At 57.5% G+C, this 23,301-nt stretch carries 18 protein-coding genes; 15 read left to right on the top strand and 3 right to left on the bottom strand.

Going from position 1 to position 23,301, the window contains the following annotated elements; genetic code table 11:
- Positions 1-3: 3 nt before the first annotated feature.
- The 11 genes from ACQKIK_RS15870 (at position 4) to ACQKIK_RS15820 (ending at position 10,183) form a co-directional block, all read left to right on the top strand.
- Complete coding sequence (locus ACQKIK_RS15870; RefSeq protein ID WP_499136626.1) at positions 4-1,026, top strand: fatty acid desaturase family protein; 1,023 nt, start codon at positions 4-6, stop codon at positions 1,024-1,026.
- Position 1,027: 1 nt separating this feature from the next.
- Positions 1,028-1,816, top strand: coding sequence for an SDR family NAD(P)-dependent oxidoreductase (locus ACQKIK_RS15865; protein WP_499136625.1), 789 nt, complete (start codon positions 1,028-1,030; stop codon positions 1,814-1,816).
- Positions 1,816-2,574, top strand: coding sequence for an SDR family NAD(P)-dependent oxidoreductase (locus ACQKIK_RS15860; protein ID WP_499136624.1), 759 nt, complete (start codon positions 1,816-1,818; stop codon positions 2,572-2,574). Before ACQKIK_RS15865 ends, ACQKIK_RS15860 begins: the two co-directional genes overlap by 1 nt.
- Complete coding sequence (locus ACQKIK_RS15855; protein ID WP_499136623.1) at positions 2,571-3,455, top strand: DMT family transporter; 885 nt, start codon at positions 2,571-2,573, stop codon at positions 3,453-3,455. Before ACQKIK_RS15860 ends, ACQKIK_RS15855 begins: the two co-directional genes overlap by 4 nt.
- On the top strand, positions 3,452-4,228 hold the full coding sequence (locus tag ACQKIK_RS15850; protein ID WP_499136622.1) for a creatininase: 777 nt from the start codon (positions 3,452-3,454) through the stop codon (positions 4,226-4,228). The genes ACQKIK_RS15855 and ACQKIK_RS15850 overlap by 4 nt, the downstream gene beginning before the upstream one ends.
- Positions 4,225-4,869 carry a cysteine hydrolase family protein gene (locus ACQKIK_RS15845; RefSeq protein WP_084797721.1) on the top strand — a complete coding sequence of 215 codons (645 nt, stop codon included), beginning with the start codon at positions 4,225-4,227 and terminating at the stop codon, positions 4,867-4,869. The genes ACQKIK_RS15850 and ACQKIK_RS15845 overlap by 4 nt, the downstream gene beginning before the upstream one ends.
- The gene (locus ACQKIK_RS15840; RefSeq protein ID WP_499136621.1) at positions 4,866-5,660 is read left to right on the top strand and encodes an N-acyl homoserine lactonase family protein; all 795 of its coding nucleotides are present in this window, start codon (positions 4,866-4,868) and stop codon (positions 5,658-5,660) included. Before ACQKIK_RS15845 ends, ACQKIK_RS15840 begins: the two co-directional genes overlap by 4 nt.
- On the top strand, positions 5,657-6,460 hold the full coding sequence (locus ACQKIK_RS15835; protein WP_045426993.1) for a hypothetical protein: 804 nt from the start codon (positions 5,657-5,659) through the stop codon (positions 6,458-6,460). The genes ACQKIK_RS15840 and ACQKIK_RS15835 overlap by 4 nt, the downstream gene beginning before the upstream one ends.
- Positions 6,457-7,350: an ABC transporter permease gene (locus tag ACQKIK_RS15830; protein ID WP_045426991.1), complete on the top strand. Its 894-nt coding sequence runs from the start codon at positions 6,457-6,459 to the stop codon at positions 7,348-7,350. Before ACQKIK_RS15835 ends, ACQKIK_RS15830 begins: the two co-directional genes overlap by 4 nt.
- Positions 7,347-8,186: an ABC transporter ATP-binding protein gene (locus ACQKIK_RS15825; RefSeq protein ID WP_463308234.1), complete on the top strand. Its 840-nt coding sequence runs from the start codon at positions 7,347-7,349 to the stop codon at positions 8,184-8,186. The genes ACQKIK_RS15830 and ACQKIK_RS15825 overlap by 4 nt, the downstream gene beginning before the upstream one ends.
- Before the next feature lie 254 nt (positions 8,187-8,440).
- Positions 8,441-10,183 (top strand): hypothetical protein, encoded by a 1,743-nt coding sequence (locus ACQKIK_RS15820; RefSeq protein WP_499136619.1) that lies wholly within the window; start codon positions 8,441-8,443, stop codon positions 10,181-10,183.
- Between the two features lie 456 nt (positions 10,184-10,639).
- On the opposite strand, the gene ACQKIK_RS15815 is transcribed toward ACQKIK_RS15820, so the two are convergent.
- Positions 10,640-14,335 carry a YobI family P-loop NTPase gene (locus ACQKIK_RS15815; RefSeq protein ID WP_499136618.1) on the bottom strand — a complete coding sequence of 1,232 codons (3,696 nt, stop codon included), beginning with the start codon at positions 14,333-14,335 and terminating at the stop codon, positions 10,640-10,642.
- A gap of 262 nt (positions 14,336-14,597) precedes the next feature.
- Between ACQKIK_RS15815 and ACQKIK_RS15810 the strand changes: the two genes are divergently transcribed.
- Complete coding sequence (locus ACQKIK_RS15810) at positions 14,598-15,227, top strand: tyrosine-type recombinase/integrase (protein WP_499136617.1); 630 nt, start codon at positions 14,598-14,600, stop codon at positions 15,225-15,227.
- Positions 15,228-15,365: 138 nt separating this feature from the next.
- Here ACQKIK_RS15810 and amt read toward each other — a convergent pair whose 3' ends face one another.
- Complete coding sequence (gene amt / locus ACQKIK_RS15805) at positions 15,366-18,749, bottom strand: ammonium transporter (protein ID WP_499136616.1); 3,384 nt, start codon at positions 18,747-18,749, stop codon at positions 15,366-15,368.
- 107 nt (positions 18,750-18,856) lie between these two features.
- Positions 18,857-19,879: an alpha/beta fold hydrolase gene (locus tag ACQKIK_RS15800; RefSeq protein ID WP_499136615.1), complete on the bottom strand. Its 1,023-nt coding sequence runs from the start codon at positions 19,877-19,879 to the stop codon at positions 18,857-18,859.
- Positions 19,880-20,021: 142 nt separating this feature from the next.
- Here ACQKIK_RS15800 and glnT point away from each other — a divergent pair, with 142 nt between their 5' ends.
- The 3 genes from glnT to ACQKIK_RS15785 all read left to right on the top strand — a co-directional run bounded on the left by glnT (position 20,022) and on the right by ACQKIK_RS15785 (position 23,174).
- Positions 20,022-21,386, top strand: a complete 1,365-nt coding sequence (gene glnT, locus ACQKIK_RS15795) for a type III glutamate--ammonia ligase (RefSeq protein WP_064482388.1) — start codon at positions 20,022-20,024, stop codon at positions 21,384-21,386.
- 22 nt (positions 21,387-21,408) lie between these two features.
- Entirely contained in the window at positions 21,409-22,482 is a 1,074-nt protein-coding gene (locus tag ACQKIK_RS15790) for a putative urea ABC transporter substrate-binding protein (RefSeq protein WP_499136614.1), read from the top strand.
- Between the two features lie 74 nt (positions 22,483-22,556).
- On the top strand, positions 22,557-23,174 hold the full coding sequence (locus ACQKIK_RS15785; protein WP_499136613.1) for a TetR family transcriptional regulator: 618 nt from the start codon (positions 22,557-22,559) through the stop codon (positions 23,172-23,174).
- Positions 23,175-23,301 lie beyond the last annotated feature (127 nt).

The raw sequence follows: 23,301 nt of genomic DNA, 5'->3' as shown, positions 1-23,301 counted from the left end.
CGTATGAAAACCCGCAAGCCGCTTTTCCGTTATGCCGATGGTCGAGTGCCGAACACCCTGGCCATGAGCTATGCCCTGCTCGGCTACATCGCCGGGCTTGTGATGCTGTTCCCGGCCAATGGCTGGCTCAATGCGCTGGGAACGCTACTGCTTGGTCACGCAATGATCATTGCCGCCTACCTGATTCATGAGTTCGCTCACGGCACCATTTTCAGCGTGCCCAAGCATAATCAGTGGGCGGGCAATGCCTGCAGCTGGTTGGCCGGCAGCTGCTATGCCGACTTTCAGGACCTGCGTAAGAAACACATGCGTCACCACGTCGACCGTGCCGACGTGATCACCTTCGACAGCAAGGCTTTCCTCAAGGCCCGCCCCGTGTGGTTCCAGAAGCTGGTTGTAGCGCTGGAGTGGGCCTACGTACCGGCAGTCGAATTGATCATGCACGGCTACGTGATTGTGCTGCCCTTCGTCACCCGCAACGAAAAGCACCGTGCGCGCCGCGGCAAGGTCGCCCAGATCATGCTTATCCGCGCGCTGCTGTTCGGGCTGCTTGGCTGGTTCTCGCTGAAAGCTCTGGTGCTGTATGCCGTGGCCTGGATGCTGATGGTCACTGTGCTGCGCTTCGCCGACGCCTACCAGCACACCTATGACGCCTTCGCTGTGCTCGAGGACGGCCAGGTGCCGGAAAACAAGCAACGCGACCGCGCCTACGAGCAACTCAATACCTTCAGCAATGTGGTGTCCGCACGCTGGCCATCGCTGAATCTGCTGCTGCTCAACTTTCCCTACCACAACGCCCATCACGAGAAACCGGTCGCGCCCTGGTATCGCCTGCCCGCGCTGCATGCCGAGCTGTACGGCAGCGCCTACAACCAGGTCATTCCGATGCGCGATCTGCTCGGCAGCTTCCACCGCTATCGCCTGCGTCGTGTGCTGGATGACGACTATGGCTCGGTCGGTGAAGGTCCGCAGAAGGCTGACGGCTTCTACGGTGCAGTTGGCGTGTCTTTCCTCACGGCGGTGTGAAATGCATAAAGCGCTCGATTATCGTGGACGTTGCGTCGTCCTCACCGGTGCTGCTGGCGGTATAGGCCGGCAGCTGGCAAAGACCTACGCCGAGGCCGGCGCCACGCTGGAGCTGGTCGACCGCGACCCCGATGCACTGGCCGAACTGGCCGAAAGCCTGCAACCGGAGGGGCCGCTGCACGCCACCACGCTTGAACTCGGAGACTGGCACGCCGTGCAGCACTTCGCTGACGATCTGGCTTGCCGTAACCGCTCGGTCGAAGTGCTGGTCAACAATGCCGGTATCGAATACCAGACGCCGATTACCGACCCTAGCGCCAAGGCTGATGCCTGCTGGACGCATTTGCTCGACAACAATGTGTCGTCCATGCAGCGACTGACCCGCGCGCTGCTGCCTCGTCTTCGTGCCGGTGCCAGTGTGATCAACCAAGCCTCGATCTGGGGGCTGAAAGGCGTACCGGGCTTTTCCGCCTATGCGGCCAGCAAGCATGCGGTGATCGGTTTGACCCGTTCACTGGCCTGGGAATTGGGACCGCGGCGCATCCGCGTCAATGCCGTCTGCCCAGGCTGGATCGGCACCGATGCAGCGATGCGCTCGCTGCGCATCATGGCGGCAGAAAACGGGCGCAGCGAAGCCGAAGAGCTGGTCGCGGTGCTGGCGGCCCAGGCGATTCCGGAGCTGCTGACCCCGGCGGACCTGTCCGGCACCTTCTTGTTTCTCGGCTCGCCACTGGCGGCGGCGCTCACCGGGCAGGCGTTGTCGGTCAGCCATGGCGAGGTGATGCATTGATGAATCGCCAGCCACTGGAAGGCAGAGTGGCGCTGGTCACCGGCGCGGCAACCGGGATTGGTCGGGCCACCGTGCTGGGCCTGGCGCAAGTGGGCGTGAGCGTCTGGATCAACCACCTCGGCCAGCTGGAATTGGCAGAACAGCTGTGTGCGACGATCGATGCGCTTGGCGGCCGAGCACGTTGCGTAGAAGCGGACGTCGCGTCAGCGGCGGAGGTGGCCGGGATGTTCGAGCAAATCCTCGCCCAAGGGCCGCTGGACCTGCTGGTGAACAACGCCGGCATCATTCTGGAACAACCCTTTCTCGACACCACAGAGCACGACTGGGCACAGGTACTGGACGTCGATCTTCACGGTGTCTATCGATGCACACAGCAGGCGCTGCGGCATATGCAGCCGCGTGGTTGCGGCGCCATCGTCAATGTAGCTTCAGACCTCGGCTTTCTCGGCCGCAGCGACTACGCCGCCTACTGCACCGCCAAGGCCGGCGTGATCGGCCTGACCCGCTCGCTGGCGCGTGAATTCGCCGCCAGCGGCATACGGATAAATGCCGTCGCGCCAGGCCCCATCGCCACGGCGATGGTCTCAGCAGAAAACATGAGTGCCGAATGGATGGCCAAGGAACTGGACATTCCCATGGCCCGACTCGGCACGCCTGATGAAGTGGCGGCAGCCATCGTTTTCCTGCTCTCGCCACAGGCCAGCTATTTCACCGGGCAAATACTTGGGCCCAACGGCGGTTCCTGGATGGGCGCATGATGACCCTGTTGCCACAGGTCCTGCTGGTCACAGGCGCCGTCGCCTGGGGCCTCGGCTGGTTGCCTTTGCACCACTTCGCCAGCGTTGGCCTGGTCGGCATGCCGCTGGTGTTGCTGGTCTACGGACTGCTCAGCCTGATCGCCTTGCCGGTGGTCTGGCGCGAGCGTCATGCCTGGGTAGCTCAGCGCAATGGTCTGCTGGCTATCGCCATCTGCGGCGGCGGTGCCACAGCCGCGCTGGTCACGGCCCTGGCCACCGGCGACGTGGTTCGCGTGATGCTGTTGTTCTACCTGGCGCCGGTCTGGGGCGTGCTGGGTGGCTGGCTGTTGTTGGGCGAACGCCTGACAGCGCTACGAATCGGCGCGCTGTTGGTGGCCATGCTCGGCATCGCCCTGACCCTTGGCGTCAGCCGCGAGCTGATCCATCCGCTGAGTGGCAACGACTGGCTCGCATTGGCGGCCGGCCTCGGTTTCAGCCTGAACAATCTCGCTACCCGCGCCGCCGACCGGGTGCCGCTGGCCAGCAAGACCTTGGCGCCTTTCGTCGGTAGCGCTCTGATTGCCGCCGTGCTCTGCCCATTGCTGGGCGATTACCCGCCGCCGCTGAGCCTCACGCTGAGCTGGCAGATCGGGTTGATGGCCCTCGGCTGGCTGTTGAGCATGGCCGCGGTGCAGTACGGCGTCAGCCATATCGAAGCCGGCCGTGCGGCAGTGCTGGTCGTCTTCGAGCTGGTGGCCGCGGTGCTCTCCTCCGCCTGGTTCGGTAGCCAGGCCATCACCCCACATGAATGGCTAGGCGCGGCGCTTGTGACCTTTGCCGCACTGATCGCCAGCTGGCCGGAACGCCCGGCCCTGACCGTAATTCGGAGCCCTTCGCTATGAACAGCGTGCACATGGATCAACTCAGTTGGGTCGAATACGAACGCCGCGTGCGTGAAGGCGCTGTGCTCTTTCTGCCCTGCGGTGCCACCGAACAGCACGGGCCGCATCTGCCGCTGGGCACCGACGCGCTGCTCGCCAGCGCCATCTGTGCCGATGTGGCGCAACGCGTCGGCGGGCTGGTCGCACCCGCCCTGTCTTACGGCTACAAATCACAGCCCAAATGTGGCGGCGGCCAGCACTTTTGCGGCACCACCAGCCTGGATGGCGCCACGCTGAGCGCACTGGTCCGCGACGCGGTGCGTGAATTTCACCGACACGGCGTCAGGCGGCTGGTGTTGGTGGTCGGGCATTACGAGAACCAGTGGTTCGTCGGCGAAGGTATCCAGTTGGCGCTACGCGAACTGGGACCGGATGCCGGTCTCGAGGTCATGCGCCTGGAGCATTGGGACTTCTGCCGTGAACAGACCTTGGCTGACGTGTTTCCAGACGGCTTTCCAGGCTTTGCCCTTGAGCACGCGGCCGTCATCGAAACCTCACTGATGCTGCATTACTATCCCAACCTGGTGGCGCTGGAGCGTATCCCGGAGGAAGCCCCCGCAGACTTTCCACCGTACGATATGTATCCGCCCCGCACCGAATGGGTGCCACCTTCAGGCGTGCTGTCTTCGGCCAAGGGGTCGACAGCGGACAAGGGACAGCGCATGGCCGACGACATTGTCAGCGGTATCGCTGCGGCGGTCTGCCATGAGTTCGACCTGGGGAACCTGCAGTGAACCTCGCACTGGCGCATACCGCGCTGCTGGTGATCGACATGCAGCGCGACTTCTGCGCGCCGGGCGGCTATGCCGATCAGGCTGGGCTGGACATCGAGAGACTGCGCGCGCCCATCGAACCTATCCGCCAGCTGCTGGTGGCGGCGCGACGATGCGGGCTGTTGGTCGTGCACACCCGCGAAGGCCATCGCGCCGACCTCAGCGACCTCCCCAATACCAAGCGCCGGCGTGCCGAGGCCAGCGGCGCGCCAATAGGCAGCCCCGGTCCGTTGGGCCGTCTTCTGGTGCGAGGCGAACCTGGCAACGCGCTGATCGAGGAGCTCATGCCCGAGCCTGGCGAGCCGGTGATCGACAAACCCGGCTATAGCGCCTTCGCTCATACCGACCTGCAACTGCTGCTGCAAAACCGCGGGATCGGTCAGTTGATCCTGACTGGTGTAACCACCGAGGTCTGCGTTTCCTCAACGCTGCGCCAGGCGGTGGATCTCGGCTACTCCTGCCTCACGGTCGCTGACGCTTGCGGCTCTGCCTACCCGGCGCTGCATGCCGCGGCACTGTCGATGATCGGCGTCGAGGGCGGACTGTTCGGCGAAGTCATCACCAGCGATGCGCTGATCGCCTTGCTGGAGATGCCCGCATGACCGACGTGCTCAAGCTCTGGCCGCTGCTGACTGCCACCCATCGCTACGACAAGTCGATTTCCACCCGCAACCGTGGCCACGGCACCCTGATCGAGGCGCCAATCCTGGCGTTCCTGATCGAGACCCGGCAGGGCCGAATCCTCTTCGATGCCGGCTGCGACTACGCCAAGATCAACGACCCGGCACTCAAAGCGCGCTGGTTCGATCCGCTGGAGTTCCCGATGGGGCCACCGGACATGCATGACGATCAGCGTCTGCAGGCCCACCTGGCCCGGCACGGCCTTACACCGGCCGACATCGACCTGGTGTTTCTCAGTCACTTGCATTTCGACCACGCCGGCGGGCTTTGCGAGCTGTGCGGCTGCGACGTGCATGTGCACGAGGCCGAGCTGGCAGCGGCTCTCGCCGAGGCCGACGATGCCTACTTCGCCGACGATTTCACTGGCCCCTTCGTTGACCAGAACCGCTGGAGTCTCCAGCGTGAGGAATACCAGCTGGTGCCCGGCGTGCATGCAATCAACACGCCCGGCCACACCGCTGGGCACATGTCTCTGCTGATCGAACTGCCGCACGGCAAGCCCGTCATCCTGACCGGAGACGCGGCTGATCTGGAAGAAAACCTCACCGATGAAATAGCGCCCGGTCTTTGCTGGCAGGACCGCGAAGACATGGCGCTGGACAGCATCCGCAAGCTCAAGGGATTGGCCGCCGACAGCGGGGCTGAGTTGTGGCCGAACCACGACATGGCCTTCTGGCGAACCCTCAAACGATTCCCGGAGTACCACGCATGAACAGCGTTCCCGAGACCTACCTGGGCGTATGGCGCCGTCGCCTGTTGACCACCACCGACGGATGCCGCGACGAAACCAGCGATGTTTACTGGCTGCAGACAGCCCATTTGCACGCCGACGTGCGCATCCCCCATCCCCCAACCACAGCTGCCTCGCTTGCCACTTGCACGCATGCACAACAGCTGGCCCTGTGCGAACAGGCCGGCTTTGCCGGCTTGACCAGGGAGGAAGGCGACATTTGCCAATGGCATAGGCTGATTGACTACCAGCCGCCCAGCGGCTCACCAGACATCGGCCGCATGCGCTTCGAGGGGCCCGATCGGTTGCTTGAAGATGGCCTGGACGGCCGCTATCACGAAGTCTGGCAGCGTGTACCCGAATCCAGCGGTACCAACTGGGGGCTGTGGCTGCGGTCAGCCGATGAACCGGAGCGCCAGGCCTGCCTGCTGGTTGCCGGGGATTACTTCATGTTCGTTGCCGACAGGCCTGCGCCGTTGGACCCCGAAGGTGGGCAACTACGCGACCAACTCGCCCGTGCCAATCCGGCAAAACGCCTCAAGCTGCTCGCCTGTGAAATATCTTTCGGCCGACAACGCAACGGCGCTACACCCTGGATGATCAGCCACTCGACCTTGCCGGGGCGTGTCGGCGACAACCTGCTGCCGAGCTACTGGAATTTCAGCCAACCCGCCGGTATTCCCGAAGGGGACCTGGCCCGCATTGGCCAATTCCCACCAACGCTCGGCTGGGTCAGCGTGGCGAATCCGATTTCAGCTCTCGTTCAGGAGGTAGTCGCATGACGGCGCATTTGTCCCTTAGCGCGAACACCAACCTGGAGCCGCGCGCGGCGGTCGCAGCGCAACCGATCAGCGCAGAACCCGCGCCCGTTGCCAAAACGCGCCGCGCCCGCTGGTGGCGCATTCGTGGCGATCTGCCGAAAACCACTGTTTGGACACTGGCCGCAGCGGGCCTGATTTCACCGTTCGTTCTCTGGTGGGCCTATACCGCGCTAGGGCTGGCAGACCCGATGTTCATGCCCAGCCCGGGCGCCGTGCTGGAGCGATTAGGCCGCTGGTGGTCGAGCGAGGGGCTGCTCACCGACATTGGCATCAGCGTCTGGCGGGTCATGGCCGGGTTCGGCGCTTCGGCTTTACTGGCGCTGCCGCTGGGGCTGTATATCGGCACCTACCGCCCGGTGCAGGCTTTTCTCGAACCCCTGACCGACTTCATCCGCTACATGCCGGCGGTGGCCTTCATACCGCTGGTGATGCTGTGGGTGGGCATCGACGAAGGCTCGAAGGTGCTGATCATTTTTATCGGCACCTTCTTCCAGATGGTGTTGATGGTCGCCGAAGACGTCCGCCGCGTGCCGATGACGCAGATCGAGGCCGCCCAGACCATGGGCGCCAACCGCAGCGAAATCGTCAAGCTGGTGATCCTGCCGTCCGCGCGCCCGGCAATCCTCGACACCCTGCGCATCACCTGCGGCTGGGCCTGGACCTACCTAGTGGTTGCCGAGCTGGTCGCCGCCAATTCGGGCCTCGGCTACGCCATTCTCAAGGCTCAGCGCTACATGCACACCGACAAGATCTTCGCCGGCATCCTGCTGATCGGGCTGATCGGCTTGCTCACCGACCAGGCCTTCCGCTGGCTTTCCCGCCGCGCCTTCCCGTGGAGGACACAAGCATGACCGACGCCAAGATCCGTATTCAGCAGGTAGGCAAAACCTTTATCAGCGACACGCGCGAGGTCGAGGCGCTGCAATCGGTCAGCCTGGATGTGCGCCCCAACGAATTCATCACCTTCGTCGGCGCCTCGGGCTGTGGCAAATCCACCCTGCTGCGCATCATTGCCGGCCTGGAAACCCTGAGTCGCGGCGAAATCCTGCTCGATGGCAACCCCGTGGATGGTCCCGGCGTCGACCGCGCGATGGTCTTTCAACACTACAGCCTCTACCCATGGCTTACGGTCATGAAAAACATCAAGTTCTGCCGCCAACTCAAAGTGATTTCTGACACCGTGCGTGGCGATGGTGATGTTGAAACCGCTAGTGGGCGAGCCGACGCCCTGCTCAGCCTGATGGGCCTGACGAACTTTGCCGAGGCCTTTCCAAGCCAGCTGTCCGGCGGTATGCAGCAGCGCGTGGCCATCGCCCGCGCGTTGATGCCCAAGCCAGCGACATTGCTGATGGACGAACCCTTCGGCGCGCTGGACGCCCAGACGCGTGAAGTGATGCACGACCTGATCCGTCACGTGCACAAGCTCGAGAAAACCACGATTCTGTTCGTCACCCACGATGTTGAAGAAGCTATCTACCTCGGCAGTCGTGTGGTGCTGATGGCGCCACGGCCAGGGCGAATCGATTCCATCTATGAGGTGCCGCTGCCAGCGCAGCGCGACCAGGACATGAAGCTGTCGCCCGAATTCACCGCGTTGAAACGCGAGATCCTGACGCGCATCAGGGAGACGTCAGGCATGCAGACCGATCTCGATCAATTGGCCAAACTCACGGCCATTGCCGGGTAATCCATCGACTGGCCGCGCGAGCTCCCCACCTGCGCAACCCGTTTGACCCGATGCTTAACGCGGCATCCGAGAATGGCTGCCACCGGCCACTTTCGGCCAAAAACGGACATTGACAGCTGAACTCGATCTAACGCACATCGACACAGCCTTTCACCGCAGATTTTGGATAAACACTCCCATCACCTATTGACAGGCTGAAGTTAGTGTCTTTGATTACGCTTAAGCACATTTGCATACCGAACTTTGAAAGCACAATGACGAATTATGATTCAGCAACAGAATTTACCCTCGCATACCTGCATATACTCGAACGGCACCTTAGGGTCACATGGAACGATGCAGGTGTACCCATCTGCATACTCGACTGGATCACTGATGAATCAATAGCCAACCTGCGTACTGACTTGACAGAGCTGATGAACGGAGAGCTTGAATACGCAGCACGGCAAGCAGCAGCTGAATATGGGGTGAACCATGTACAAACGGTCGGATTTGGTCTGGTCCCTGACTTTGATCAGTTCATCAAACTCGGGTTAATTTACGGCGAAAGGGTGCTGCTGTGGGACGTCATTTACAGCCGGATCATGGCGAACGAGCAGTACCAAACCCGCAGGAACTTGATTGCAGAAATCGCTTGCGAATTGCTAATGTTGAAGGCAGTGGTCCAGCGGGGCGGCGTCGTAATACTAGCTCACCCGATTGCATGGAGCCCGGTTGCCGCGGATATCGACGCTGAACTACGAGCGAACGGACCAGTGCCTACTGCAAGTCTCGGCCTTTCACTAGCCTTTGCAGCGATAGAAGAAGGCATAGAACTCCACCCCTACACGTTGTTGTCGGATAGTTCTCATCCACAGCTAACTATGGCTGTTGAGGCGGCGGATTACGAGCTTTTCTCACGCGAGAACTTTAGATTTCAGCATTGCCTTACCGCTCTGTTGCAGGACGAGCGTGTGGCATACTTAGAGAATGTAACTACAGCGGCTTTTTTCGATGTGCTTTCAGAGCACGGCACGCTTCGCCGGGCAATCAAGCGCCACTTTTCACCGGCCTTCGGTGGCCTTTCACCACAGCAAGCAAATCAAGAGAATAGCGCGCTAGTTGAAGAATTCTTTGAACTCTTTGGCAAGCGCAATGCCGCTCTCATCAATTATGTTGCCGACGGAGTGGATGCCACGTCAGCGTTCATTCTGGCATCAGCGTCGGTAGTTCTCGTTGGCCAGCCATTACTCTCAACCTTGGCGGCACTGGGCGCACCCGCGGTGGCGCTAAGTACTGCTGTGCGCAAATGGGCGGGGAAACCACCAAAGAATGTAATTATTCAAGCATTCCGGACCCTAGAGGAGTCGGCAACCGACCAACAGCTACATGACCCAATCGACATCGAACGCCGAATAGCTGTACTGCAAAACGACTTAGCCAGCCTAAACGATCATTATAAGCAATTTATGAGTTATTACTTGACAGAGCATCGCCATGACTATCTAAAGGCCCTATCTCCAGAGATCGCCAAGGAAGTTTTAAGCCTGCTACGCCCTGAAGATATTTCTAAAATCGTAAACCGACGTCAGTTTCAGCAGGACTACATTGGCGATTATCTAGTCTACATCTCGGATCTAGACGAGGCCATATATTGGGAGCACCTCACTAGATCGTTCGATTCCCCTGAAGGCTTTCTGATCTACGATGACGATGCACATATTCAGTCCATGGAGCAATTGGAAGTTCCACTAACTCTGTGGCGAAAGCTAGTGACCAGCTTGTTCACTGTCTACTCAGGCGATATGAGATCCGGCACTTACGGTTATCCGCTGGAGCGTTTTCCACACGTTGTCCATTTTCAAACTATGTTCGCAGGCGACAGGGATGAGAAGCGCTTGATGCTGCTGGAAATCGCTAGCAACCAGAGCGTGGACGATCAACAGGCTCTGAGGATCTTCTTGAACAAGGCGTTCGATGGCGAAATTCCAACTTGGTTTAAGGTTAGCGGCTATTAGCCTGGCGAGCAGGCGGTGATAGGAAAACTGGTGCTGTCTTCACCTATTGCCTTTCCCCTGCGGCGGACGCAGAAAGAATTCTAAAGGGCAACCGAGGTATTCTGAGACCAACGGCTGGATGGGGACGGGAAATCCCCGTTGCCCACCCGACAAGCGACCGGCTGCGATCGGCCAGAACCAGACGGTTTACCTATAAATCTTCCCCATTTCGTTTCCTTTTTTGGTTGCCCGACGTTAATCGTGGGCTGACCCCCTAGTGCTCGATTAAGTACTTAATGAGGCTGCACAGCGGACACGGACTGAATGTCGTTGAGACGAGCCAGACTACTCGGTCAACTCCACTGACAATGCCAAACCTTATGCGTTCGAGATTCCCATCAGGGATGACTCGGTATTGCACGCTGCGGATGCCAGCGGCAGTACTTTCCGTACAGCAACCTAGTCATCACTTAAAAACTAGTTAAGGAAGCCCTTTCGATACGCATTCACTCGAATAGAAACGCCGTCATCACTAATTGATGAAACAATACCTCTTCGCTCAAGCACTCTAATAAATTCTAAATGTCTCTCGGTACGATCTATTTTCTGCCGTGCATTAGCCTTTATAAAGTTGCAGTATGGTTCCGGAGCAGTCTTCAATGCTGTGGTGATCTGATGGTCTGTCAGCTCGCCAACGAAATTGATAAGTATCCCTATGTCAATTTCGTGCTCGACAGCATTGGCGAGACAGTAAGCAGCTACCTCTCGATTAAATCCATTAGCAAGCAGGCCGGGAGTGGCCAAAAACTTAGAAACTTCACGTAATGCCTTGGGGCTGGACTGAAGTTCCTCAACGCTTATTTTCTTTATCACCGCGTTTTTTTTGCTTTCGTGTACAGTTGAAAGCAATAGTGTCTTCACTTCCATCTCAAGAGGAAAGCTTCCGGAATTTCCCATGTACAAATCAAAATTGTTTCTTATCAACGCAGCTCTTAGCTCAGGCGAATCAGAGGTGTCCAAAAATGATTCTTCATTTAGCCTTACAATTCGATGATTTGTGAGAACCATTCTTCTTTCAACAGGCAGACCTGGAGGGAACTGCTTATAGTGATATGGAATACTCGCGCATATTTTCTGAAAATTAACAAGTTTAATAGTGATATTCGAAATTAGCAGCCTGCATAATTCTAGAACCGCGCTTGTGTCGCCTTCGGGAATACGGATTTTGAACTTAGAAAGCTCAGTTGCCACACCATCACTATCAAGCTTCTTGATAAGCCTATCCCAATCACGATCCTCTTGCGAAAAGTAACTTATAATATTTTCCCAGTTAATAGCTATTCGGCCGTTGAAAAAAATCTCATCCCGCATGCTGCTAGGTATTCTTTCAAAGTCATTAAAGATATGAGTCTGCTTTAGTGCAAACTGAGTTGCCAGTTCGCTATCGACGTCAGGATGATTTATTATCTCCAGGATCGAATCCTTCGACTCATCCACATTGCTATCAATCGCAAGGGCGACACTGTCCAAATAGTAGTCTATATTTTCAGTGACATATTTTATTAATGGCTGGCTACTGTGCGCCATAATTGCTGTGTAATTTGCTAGGCGACAATCTATGAGCATTCCCTCTGGCTCTGCTTTGCTATTAGGAAATTTAGATAAAACGAAGCTTACGTTATCAATGCTAAGCGAGTACAAAGAGTGTTCATAAACATAGGCCAGCAATTCGTCAAGCATTTCAATCGCATGGATGTCAGAGATCTTGACAGACATCCTTTTTAAAGATTCATAGCCGCTAGCAAATTTCAGGTTCTCAGAAAATACTGCATAAGCATTTTGTGACAAGTAATGAGCCAGTCCCGAAGCGGTATTCATTTGCTTGGCTACGTATGAAGGGGAAACGTATGAAATAATTCTTGCTACATGCTTAGCGGCTTGGTCACTACTAATGGATACCGATGCATATTCAGGCCAATTTTCAGACAAAGCCTGTGTGAATTTATCGACAGTATTCCCTGATATCCAGTATGCTCTGAAGAACTCCTCCGAGTCAGCAAAACGCCTTGATATGAATCCTATTGCGCTCTGTAGCTTGATTTTATTTGCTGGCAGAGTGGTCAGCAAATGGTCTACTAGAGCGACATTAAGCACATATTCAGCACCAAAGTCTTCGTCACGCATTTCTGCAATAACTTCTTTTGGGGTGTCAATCTGAACATTGGGATCAAGAGATCTAAAATCACGAATTGCCTGAATGAAATTCCAGTCATTACGAGACATCCTACCTTCGTGAAATATGGATATGTATAGGTGGTAGGTCTCGTCTAGATAGCCGTTCCTTATTAAATAGTTCAGCAGTCTCGAATCACCAATCCCATGGTCAAGCGCGATGGCGTGCACCTCTATACCTGTGTCTTTCATAAGATCGCGAAGCGGCTTTCTCGCAATCTCTGATTTCACCTCTTTAAAAGTCTCAATTTCAATGTTTAACTGATTTCGACGCTGTAGATTTTTGTTCTTTATTCTTTCGTACCTAGCTTCAAATTTCAGCCCAGGAGAGGCCGCTTCTTCAAGCTCACGAAATGAACAGCCAATACTTGTCTCTTTTAAGCGCATCTGGTTGTATCCGGGAACAAGGACTTGCGCCTGTATACGTATATTTTTCTCATTGAATATTCTTCTAAAGTTCTCCCAATCCAGAAGCTCTTCGAAGGATATGACACTTTCACCTAGGTATATGCCTTTGATATAGTATTCCTGGTAGCCGCCGCATAGCTGTCCCCAAAAGATCCTCGCAAGATCCTCAGCCGCGGAACAAAGCTCAGACTCGGAACTGATGATTAACTTTTTGTGGCTTTCAATTTTCTCGTCAATCTGAGCCGCTGCATTAGAAATTAGCGTTATCCGCTGTTGTACAACGTTATACAGGGCGCCCTTGCCATGATGTAGCTCTTCAAAATCTTTTGGGTAAGTGTTTTTGTAAACAATCATGGCTAGAAGTTTGTCTAGGTTGGGGTCTCCACCAACCTTGCCTCGATAGACCAAAAACTCGTTGCTTATGTTCTTAATCAGACGAAAGTCATCAAGATATAGTGACACTTCACTTAGAAAGCGAGAGTTAATTTTTACTTCAGCATCTTTTGGCGCAATGCACTCGACAAACATCTCTCGTGAGTTTGAGTTATTAATGATTGGGATGACTGGTGTTATAAAGTCAAAAAACTTCGCCCTGTCTTTATTAAGAAAAACGTCGTCTTTTATGGCATACAAAAACTTTAAAGGCTGGGAGATCTTGAGCTTGTGCAAGACGCTACTTCGCTTGGGGCGATCGTTGATTATCTTATTTATTTCGCGCAGCTTAATAAATATTTCAGGACTGCCAAACCTGTCAAGGTCTTCAAATATGACGGCGTCATAGTCATTCTCTTCAAAGAAATATAAGATTTCGTCAAGATACTTATTGAGAATCGAGCTTTCTGGGGTTTGATCAAGCTCCACTTCACCGTTTTGTAGTGATAGCCTTTTAACTGATAAGGAGTGCGACGCCTTTAGGGCGCGGGATACCAACTGCGCGAAATAAGCAGCGACGTATAAAGAAACGAACACCCATAGCAGTTTTAGGTTCTCTATCGATTCTATGCTAAGAATTTCTTCTTTTTCACGATAAAGATATCCACACGCAACCACCCAAAATGTAAAATTAATTGCATTCGTGCTGGGCCAGCGCGGCTTCGAAATCCTTTTAAATCTTGAATAGGGTAAAGTGCCACTATCCGTACCATAGAGCATTTGCTGCAAAATGCTTCGCTCAATTTTTACTGTGTCTTCACCTGATGGAGGCGCAGTCTCAAATTTCTCGCTTAGGTTTGGATCACTAAATGTTGCTAGCGAAACATTCAAAAAACGGTAGTGCGTATTTTTCTCGTAGGTTTTGATAACACTTGTCTTGCCTGAGCCATAGGGCCCTGTAAGGGCAATATTTCTGATTGCAGAATTCTGCATCGCGAAATCCAGTGCCTTTCCGTATAGGCCATCGCGGTCGGCATTGTCGACGGGAGCGAGATCAAAAAATCTGTCATCATCTGGCTGTTCAGAAGTCAGATACCAGCGGATTCGTTTAAATGCTTTGGAACTAAAAACTTTAATTAATGTTGACTTTAGATGTTTCAATTCGGTCGTCCTTGGCGTGATCGGATTGCTACATGCACCTGCACGGGTCACGGATCAATGAGGGCTCTGGTGGCATTATGCCTTCCTTCTTGAGCGGTAGCAGTAGTGCATCTCCCTGCGTACGACAGAGAGTTTGTCAGCGGGAAATAGCCCATGTTTGGATGTTACTGCTGTCGCCTGCCTTGCAATGGCAGCCCCTGGCCGGTTAGCGACCGCCGTTCAGGCTAGTCATTCTTGTCCTCCCACACGTGGAGGACTTGCTATGAACATCATCGCTACCTGCAGCCGTCAGTCCTGGAACAAAGGAAAATTGGTCGGACAGAAAACCCCACTCCGACTGAGAGATATCTGGGCCATCCGAGTAAGGCTTCAAATTGCACAAAGATCCCGGGATCTGGCTCTCTTCGATCTGGCCATCGACAGCAAGCTTCGAGCCTGCGACTTAACCAAGCTCCGTGTGCGGGACGTTGCTTATGGCGAACATGTGTCATCACGAGCAGTAGTGATGCAGCAGAAAACACAGCGGCCAGTGCAGTTCGAGATCACTGAGCAAACTCGGGCGGCGCTCGCGGCCTGGATACACCAAGTACAGCTCCGCAGCGAGGACTACCTGTTTCCGAGTCGACTGCATAACTCAGATCATCTATCCACTCGTCAGTACGCTCGTATCGTCAAAGGCTGGGTGAAAGCCATTGGCCTTGACCCAGCCATGTATGGCACTCACACAATGAGACGCACGAAGGCATCACTGATCTATCGCAGGACGAAGAACCTGCGGGCCGTTCAACTGCTGCTCGGCCATACGAAGCTGGAGAGCACCGTTCGATATCTTGGGATTGAGGTCGAGACCGATCTCGACCAGCTCCAGAAACTGACAGCAATCGCTGGTTAGTATCCACGGTGGGCTGAAGCCCACCCTACTGTCGACCGGGTTGTGCAGCTGTCCCCTTCAGTACCCGCTGAGCAGCCTGCGGTGGGCTAAAGCGGAACGCCGCCCGGCCCACCCTGCCGGTCCAGATCGCATCGTCGTTCAGCGCGGCATCATCCGCACGCCGGAGAGCTCGGCGAGCGGTCCCGGCCGGCCCAGGTGGTAACCCTGCACGTAGTCGACGCCAATATCCTGCAGGCACTCGAGGATGGCCGCTGACTCGACGAACTCCGCAACGGTACTCAGGCCCATTTCATGGCCGATGTTGTTGATCGACGCCACCATTGCCCGCGCGATGGGATCGCGATCAATGTCCCGAACGAAACTGCCGTCGATCTTCAGATAATCCACCGGCAGGGTTTTGAGGTACCCGAACGACGACAGGCCCGAGCCAAAGTCGTCCAGTGCAAAGCTGCACCCCACAGCCTTGAGGCTGTTCATGAAGGTCATGGCACGGCTGAGGTTGGCGATCGCCGCAGTTTCGGTGATTTCAAAACACAGGCAATTGGCGGGGATTTGGTGACGCTCGATGGCTGACAGGACGAATTCGAGAAAGCTTTCCTCACCCAGCGAGGTTGCCGACAGGTTGATCGAATAATGCCCCAGCGACGCACCGGGACGACGACGTAGATCGCCGACCCATGCCAGGAAATTGCCGACCACCCAGCGATCCACCGCTGGTGCCAGATCGTAACGTCCAGCCGCGGGCATGAAGGAGCCGGGGGGAATGATGCTGCCATCCTCGCCCTGCATGCGTACCAGCACTTCATAACGCTGCGAACCGTCGTCGCCTGCGGCACGCACGATCGGCTGCACGAACAAACGCAGCAGGTCGCCATCCAGTGCTTGCCGTAGCCGGTGCGTCCATTGCATCTCGCCGCGGCGTTCCATCAGCTGTTGGTCGTCCGCCTGATACACATGCACACGGTTGCGACCGCCGTCCTTGGCCGCATAACAGGCACTGTCGGCAGCGCCAAGCAACGGGCCGAGCGTTTTCGCGTGCTCGTCAATGGCCACCAGACCGATGCTGGCGCCAACCGCGAAACTCTTGCCCTCCCAACTGAAGCGAAACTCGTCAACCGCGTGGCGTATGTCTTCGGCAATCCGCACCGCCTGAATCAACGAACACTCATTGAACAGGATGCCGAACTCATCTCCGCCCAGGCGCGCCAGCAGATCACTGCCCCGCACGCGGCCTCTCAGTAGTTGACCCAGTTGGCGCAGCAATTCGTCACCGGCGGCATGACCGCAGGTGTCGTTCACCACCTTGAACTGGTCCAGGTCCATGTAGCAGAGAACATGCTCGCCACCGGTGTATTCACGCAACAGCGACTCGATCTGGCGCTCGAACGCGGAGCGATTGACCAGCCCGGTCAGGTTGTCGTGATTGGCCTGGAACGTCAGCTTGTGAGCCAGCTGGCGGGTGACCGTGACATCACGAAAGGTCAGCACAGTACCGATGACGGCACCCTCGGCGTCGCGGATCGGCGCAACCGCATCCTGTACAGCCAATTGCGTGCCATCAGGTCGATGAAGGATGCCCGGCGCACGCTCTGTACGATCCTGACGGTCACTTCTGCGCCGAAGGCCGAGGCTGGCGGCATTGAGCAGCCGCGCACCGGTGGCCTCGTCGAATAGCTGGTAGACCTCGTCAAGCACCAGCCCCTGCGCGGCGGCCTGGCTCCAGCCGATCAGCCGCTCGGCGCTGGGGTTGAGATAGCGCACGCGCCCGGCCCTGTCGGTGGTGATCACGCCATCGCCGATGGATGCGAGCGTAACCTGGGCGAGCATTTTCTCCGCGAACAGCTGCTCCTCGATCTGTCGGCGTTCGGTGATGTCTCGCACCATACAAACGAAGGCGTCCTGCGGGCGTTTTCCCTGGCTGGCGGTCAGCTCTGCGGCGAACAGTTCGCCGTCTTTGCCGTGGAGCATCAGTTCGGTTTTCAGCTCGCCGCCGGCTTCCGGCAACAGCGAACCACTGCTGCCCACGACGAAACGTTGAAAGGGTTGCCCGACGATCTGCTCGGCCGGCAAACCAAACAGTCGTTCGGCGCCGGGGTTGCAGCTGGTCAGAATGCCGTCAGGCCCATAGGTCACGATGCCGTCACGGATGTCCCGCACGATGCTCTGCGTCTTCGCCACTGCCTGTTGCAAGGCACGGATCACCTTGTTGTATTGCTCGGCGATCTGCCCGACCTCGGTGAAGGGCTCGACCTCCACTTCGCGCTGGAAATGGCCCTGGCGCTGGTGTTCAGCCATGGCGTCGAGCAGTTCGATCAGTTCGGTGCGTGCGCCATGCTCACTGACGTTCAATCCCACGCGCTCATCATCGGGATTTACCCGCATCGGGTAGTACCGGTTGATCAGCCGCAACAGCAGATAGGTCACGCCGAAGGCCCAGACCGCGCAAACCAACACGCCCTGCAACTGAACCAACAGTTGATCGAAACGACTCAGGCCGGTGCCGAGCAGCAGCGGGTCACCGCACAGCGCCACCGCCACCGTGCCCCACAAGCCGGCCGCCAGGTGAACCGGAACCGCGCCGACGGCATCATCAATGCCGCAGCGCACCAACAGCCGATCTGCCAGCCACATGGCCAAACCGCCGCCTGCCCCGATCAGCAGGGAGTCGGCAATGCTGACCGCATGAGCACTCGCGGTGATTGCCACTAACCCCGCCAGCATGCCGTTGAGCAACGCAACGGGCTCGACGTAGCCGTGTCGCCATTGCGATATCAGCATCGCCAACGCCATGCCAGCCATGCCTGCCACAACGGTATTGACGACGATTCCCGGCACGCGCCCATCGAAACTCAAGGTGCTGCCGCCGTTGAAGCCGAACCAGCCGAACAGCAGCAGCAAGCCGCCGAGCATCGCCAGTGGCAGGTTCGAGCCCGGCATGTTCTGCCGCAGCCATTTGCTATCGAAGCGGCCCGCGCGCGGGCCGATGACCATTACCGTTGCCAGCGCGATCCAGCCGCCTACGCCGTGCACCACGGTCGAACCCGCAAAGTCGACAAATCCTTGCTGCGCGAGCCAACCCTGACCTTCACGCAAGGCGCCGCCCCATGCCCAATGGCCGAACAAGGGATAGATCAAACCCGCCGAAAGCGCGGCGACGATCAGGTAGGCGTTGAAGCGCATACGTTCGGCGGCCGCGCCCGAAACGATGGTGGCGGCGGTCGTACAGAACATTGCCTGGAACAGGAAAAAAGCCAGTGGCCAGCTGTCGTCGATGGCGAGGTCAAGCATGAACAGCCCCGACCCCATCAACCCGTCCTGACTGGTGCCGAACATCAGCGCGAAACCGAATGACCAATAGAGCAGCAAGGCGATGCACAGGTCAGCCATGTTCTTGGTCGCGACGTTGATGGCGTTCTTGCTTCGCGTCAGGCCGGCTTCCAGGCACAAAAACCCAATCTGCATGTTGAAGACCAGACCGGCGCACAGCACGACCCAGAGAATATCGATCGAGTCTTTCGGCATACGCATCCCATGGCAGGTGTCCGCAGAGGCGGTGGAAAGCACAGCACCTGGCGGCGCTGGCTTTTAGCTATTAGCCAGAACCGTGCCAGCCGTCCTGGGACTTACCGTCAGGACGCCAGCAGGTCATGCATGGCGGCGAAGACCTGCGCCATAGCCTGCGGACTGCGCCCCGGCCCGCCAGCGCAGTGGCCCCAGTCAGACTCAAGTACACGCAGCTCGGCGTTGAGCATAAGCGAGGCTTCATGGCGAGCGTCTTCAACGGTGAAATAGAGATCGCTACTGCTGGGCATGATGATCGCCCGAGCAGAAAGGTGGGACAGCGCCTCGTCCAGGCTGCCAAAGCCGGGCAGCGCGGACGGATCGGCTGACTGCCAGGTATCGAGCACGCAAAGCAGATCGTTGGCGTCCTGCTCCAGGTGGTCCTGTTCCCAATAGTCGAGCAAGGCGTCGAGACTGCTGAAACCCAGCTCACGCCACTGCTCGGCACGAAAGAACGCCTGCGAGTAAGCCCAGCCAGCGTACGCGCGGCCGAAGGCTCGCAAGCCGCGCTCGGGCGCCTCGATATAACGCCCACCCTGCCACGCCGAATCGGCCTGCAGAGCCGCCTTTACGCCTTCGAGGAAGACGAAATTGTGCGGCCAGCAGCGCGCTGTGCAGCAAAACGGCAGGATGCGTTGCACCTTTTCAGGGAACAACAATGCCCAGTAAAGCGCCTGCATCCCGCCCATGGACCAACCCGTCACCAAGTGCAATTGCCATGTCGGACCAAACAGCTGGTCGAGCAACTGGCGTTGCGCCCGCACGTTATCCGCCAGCGTGATGTGCGGAAAATCCGCACCGCCCTGCCCTGCGGTGGCATTGCTCGGAGAGCTGGACCAACCGGCACCGAACAGATTGGTCAACACTACACAGTAGTCACCATTGGCCAGGGGGCTGCCTGCACCAAGCAAGGGCAGACTGCCCCAATGCGATCCACCGTAGTAGCTGGGAATCAGCACGATGTTGTCTCGCTGTGCATTCGGCGAGCCGACGACCTGATAGCAGAGCCGCGCTTTCTGCAGGTTCTGGCCCCTTTCTAGCACTAGATCGCCCAGCTCGATGAATCTTTTTTCCCTTTTTATCTCAAGCACTTGCAGTTCCTCTGAGCAGCATTGGCGGGTGTCCCGGCAGGTCTTGCAGCAGCTTTTCTATACACGCTGGCATGTATATTGGATGAAGGATTCGTGCCACAGCGCGTAACGCTGGCCCGAATTCAGCAAGGGATTTCCCACCATGACGACCTTTCCGCTTTCCCAGATCGACGAACTCAAACAGAGCCTGCAGGACAAAGGCGTCAAGTACGCCATGGCCAGCTACGTGGACATGCACGGCGTGATCAAAGGCAAATTTGTGCCACTGGCGCATCTCGGCCAGATGCTGCGTGGCTCGGAGCTGTATACCGGGGCGGCGCTGGACGGCGTCCCGCAGCAGATCAGCGACAACGAAGTCGCCGCCATGCCGGACCCGGCCAGCGCCACCCAGTGCAGCTGGAACCGCAGCCTGGCCTGGTTCGCCAGTGATCTGTACCTAGACGGCAAGCCGTTCGACGCCTGCTCGCGCGGTATTCTCAAGCGCCAGACTGAGGCTGCAGCCGAGATGGGCTACAGCTTCAATCTGGGCATCGAGACCGAATTCTTCCTCTATAAGGACACTCCGGACGGCGGCTTCGCCCCGCTCAGCGATCGCGATACCGCAGCCAAGCCCTGCTACGACCCGCGCCTGCTGATGGACAACCTGCCGGTGATCGACGAACTGGTGGAGGCCATGAACGAGATGGGCTGGGGCGTCTACTCCTTTGACCACGAGGACGCCAACGGCCAGTTCGAAACCGACTTCAAGTACTCGGACGCGTTGACCATGGCCGACCGCTTCGTGTTCTTCCGCATGATGGCCAATGAGATCGCCCGCAAGCATGGTGCCTTCGCCACCTTCATGCCCAAGCCCTCGGCGCAGCGCACCGGTAGCGGCGCGCACTACAACATGTCGCTGGCGGATCTGGCGTCTGGCAAGAATCTCTTTGAGGTGGACGGTGATGACCCGCACGGCTGTGGTGTCACCCCGCTCGCCTACCACTTCATCGCTGGCGTCCTGAAACACGCCAAGGCCATTTGCGCAGTGATCGCGCCCACCGTGAACAGCTACAAGCGGCTGATTCGCAAGGGCGCCATGTCCGGCTCGACCTGGGCACCGGTGTTCGTCTGCTACGGCAACAACAACCGCACCAACATGCTGCGTATTCCGTCCCAGGGCGCACGCGTGGAATGCCGCGCCGCCGATATTGGCTGCAACCCTTATCTCGGCGCCGCGATGATCCTTGCTGCTGGTCTCGAAGGGGTACGTGAAAAGCTTGAGCCAGGCCAGCCGCACCGCGAGAACATGTACGACTACAGCGAAAAGGACGTCGCGGACATGGGCATCGAGACCCTGCCGCGCACGCTGTCCGAAGCCATCGACGCCTTCGAGGCCGACCCGCTGTCCCGCCAGGTCTTCGGCGACGCCATGTACCAGGCCTTCGTCGACTACAAGCGCGACGAATGGAATGCCTACCACACCCATGTTTCCGACTGGGAAATCCAGCGCTACCTGAAATTCTTTTGACTCGATGAAAAGGAGATTCACCATGCAAGCCAATACGTTCAAGCGGGCACTCAGTGCCGGCGCCGTGATCATTGCAGCCCTTTCGCCTTTTGCCGCGCAGGCCGAGGAAAAGAAAACCTTCGACATCGCCTGGACGATCTACGCCGGCTGGATGCCGTGGCAGTACGCCGACGAGTCGGGAATCATGAAGAAATGGGCCGACAAGTACGGGATCGAGGTGAACATCACCCAGATCAACGACTATGTCGAATCGATCAACCAATACACCGCCGGCCAGTTCGACGGCGTGGTTGCCACCAGCATGGATGGACTGTCGATTCCGGCGGCCGGTGGAGTAGATACGACAGCGCTGATCGTTGGGGACTATTCAAACGGCAACGACGGCATGGTGATGAAGGACAGCAGTGACCTGAAGAGCCTTAAAGGTCAGCAGATTCATCTGGTCGAGCTTTCCGTTTCCCACTATCTGCTGGCCCAGGCGCTGGATAGCGTGGGCATGAGCGAGCGTGACGTACAGGTGGTGAACACCTCTGACGCCGACCTGGTCGCAGCCTTCAGTACGGACGACGTGCGCAACGTAGTGACCTGGAATCCGCTGCTGGACGAAGTGGCCGCTATGCCCGGCGCGCACAAGACGTTCGATTCCAGCCAGATCCCGGGCCACATCAAGGACCTGACCATCGTCAACAGCGAAACCCTCGCCGATAATCCTGACTTCGGTAAAGCCGTGGTCGGCGCCTGGTATGAGGTAATGGCGATACTGCAAAGCGACACCGAAGAAGGCGCCAAGGCACGTGCGTCACTGGGTGAAGCGTCGGGCACCGATCAGGCCGGTTACGAAAGCCAACTCAAGGGCATGAAGATGTTCTGGACGCCGGCCGACTCGCTGGCTTTCATCGAAAGTGACGAGGCGTATCAGGCCATGGATAGCGTTCGCCAGTTCTCGTTCGACCACGGTCTGCTCGGTGACGGTGCGGACTCGGTAGATTTCGTCGGCATCGCCATGCCGGGCGACAAGTTGCTCGGCTCCGATGCCAACGTCAAACTGCGCTTCGATACCACCTACATGCAGATGGCGGCGGACGGAAAGTTGTAAAAGGTGCTGGCTGCCAGCTTTTACCTGAAGCTGGCAGCTCGCGTTCGCTCGCCCCTCTCTCAACGATCAAGCTCATGCGCCGTACCAAAGAAGACGCCGAACAAACCCGCCTGAAGATCATCGCCGCCGCGCTGGAGCTGTTCAGCAAAAACGGTTATTCCAACACGACCCTGGCGATGATCGCCGATGAAGCAGGCTTCAGCCGCGGACCGATCTACTGGCACTTCAAGAACAAGGATGAGTTGTACCAGGCGGTTCTGGGATTTTCCCAGCAACCGTTGGAAAAATTGATTACCCAAAGCCAGAGCATGGCCGAGCGGCCGCTGGAGGCTCTCGAGCATTTCGTCAGCGAATGGTTTCGCCTGTTGCTGGAGGATCGCTGGCACCGGCAGTCATTCGAGATCTTGTTGAACAAGACCGAATTCACCGAGCAGATGGCCGATACGCTCGCGCGTGAGCGCAAACTGACACGCGACATCGTTACGCTGCTGGGAACGCTCATCGAAGCCGCAAGCCCAAGCAGCGACCCTGGCACATCCAAGCCACACAGCCGCGCGCTATTTGTCTACGCAAGCCTTATGGGCATTACCCACAGCTGGCTGTTCTCGCCTGAACTGTTCAACCTCAAGTCGCAACAGACGTTCTTCACCAAGCAGCTGCTCGCCGACTGCCGCCCGCCAGAACCGGCATAGTCCCATTCGCACCGGCTCCCCATCTCGTTATTTCCAAACAATACAAAGCAGAATGCTGGCCAATCGGGCCCGGACATCAAAGCCTTCGTTTAATGCCGCGTTGGGCTGGAGGTATTAATTCTCCGCC

The sequence above is a fragment of the Pseudomonas sp. NPDC047961 genome (genome assembly GCF_050272435.1).
GTDB lineage: Bacteria > Pseudomonadota > Gammaproteobacteria > Pseudomonadales > Pseudomonadaceae > Stutzerimonas.
This window is presented reverse-complemented; position numbering and strand designations above follow the sequence as displayed.

Coding starts and splice junctions, on each gene's coding strand:
- ACQKIK_RS15870 (WP_499136626.1), top strand. CDS start 4: ATGAAAACCCGCAAGCCGCTTTTCCGTTATGCCGATGGTCGAGTGCCG.
- ACQKIK_RS15865 (WP_499136625.1), top strand. CDS start 1,028: ATGCATAAAGCGCTCGATTATCGTGGACGTTGCGTCGTCCTCACCGGT.
- ACQKIK_RS15860 (WP_499136624.1), top strand. CDS start 1,816: ATGAATCGCCAGCCACTGGAAGGCAGAGTGGCGCTGGTCACCGGCGCG.
- ACQKIK_RS15855 (WP_499136623.1), top strand. CDS start 2,571: ATGATGACCCTGTTGCCACAGGTCCTGCTGGTCACAGGCGCCGTCGCC.
- ACQKIK_RS15850 (WP_499136622.1), top strand. CDS start 3,452: ATGAACAGCGTGCACATGGATCAACTCAGTTGGGTCGAATACGAACGC.
- ACQKIK_RS15840 (WP_499136621.1), top strand. CDS start 4,866: ATGACCGACGTGCTCAAGCTCTGGCCGCTGCTGACTGCCACCCATCGC.
- ACQKIK_RS15835 (WP_045426993.1), top strand. CDS start 5,657: ATGAACAGCGTTCCCGAGACCTACCTGGGCGTATGGCGCCGTCGCCTG.
- ACQKIK_RS15830 (WP_045426991.1), top strand. CDS start 6,457: ATGACGGCGCATTTGTCCCTTAGCGCGAACACCAACCTGGAGCCGCGC.
- ACQKIK_RS15825 (WP_463308234.1), top strand. CDS start 7,347: ATGACCGACGCCAAGATCCGTATTCAGCAGGTAGGCAAAACCTTTATC.
- ACQKIK_RS15820 (WP_499136619.1), top strand. CDS start 8,441: ATGACGAATTATGATTCAGCAACAGAATTTACCCTCGCATACCTGCAT.
- ACQKIK_RS15810 (WP_499136617.1), top strand. CDS start 14,598: ATGAACATCATCGCTACCTGCAGCCGTCAGTCCTGGAACAAAGGAAAA.
- amt (WP_499136616.1), bottom strand. CDS start 18,749: ATGCCGAAAGACTCGATCGATATTCTCTGGGTCGTGCTGTGCGCCGGT.
- glnT (WP_064482388.1), top strand. CDS start 20,022: ATGACGACCTTTCCGCTTTCCCAGATCGACGAACTCAAACAGAGCCTG.
- ACQKIK_RS15790 (WP_499136614.1), top strand. CDS start 21,409: ATGCAAGCCAATACGTTCAAGCGGGCACTCAGTGCCGGCGCCGTGATC.
- ACQKIK_RS15785 (WP_499136613.1), top strand. CDS start 22,557: ATGCGCCGTACCAAAGAAGACGCCGAACAAACCCGCCTGAAGATCATC.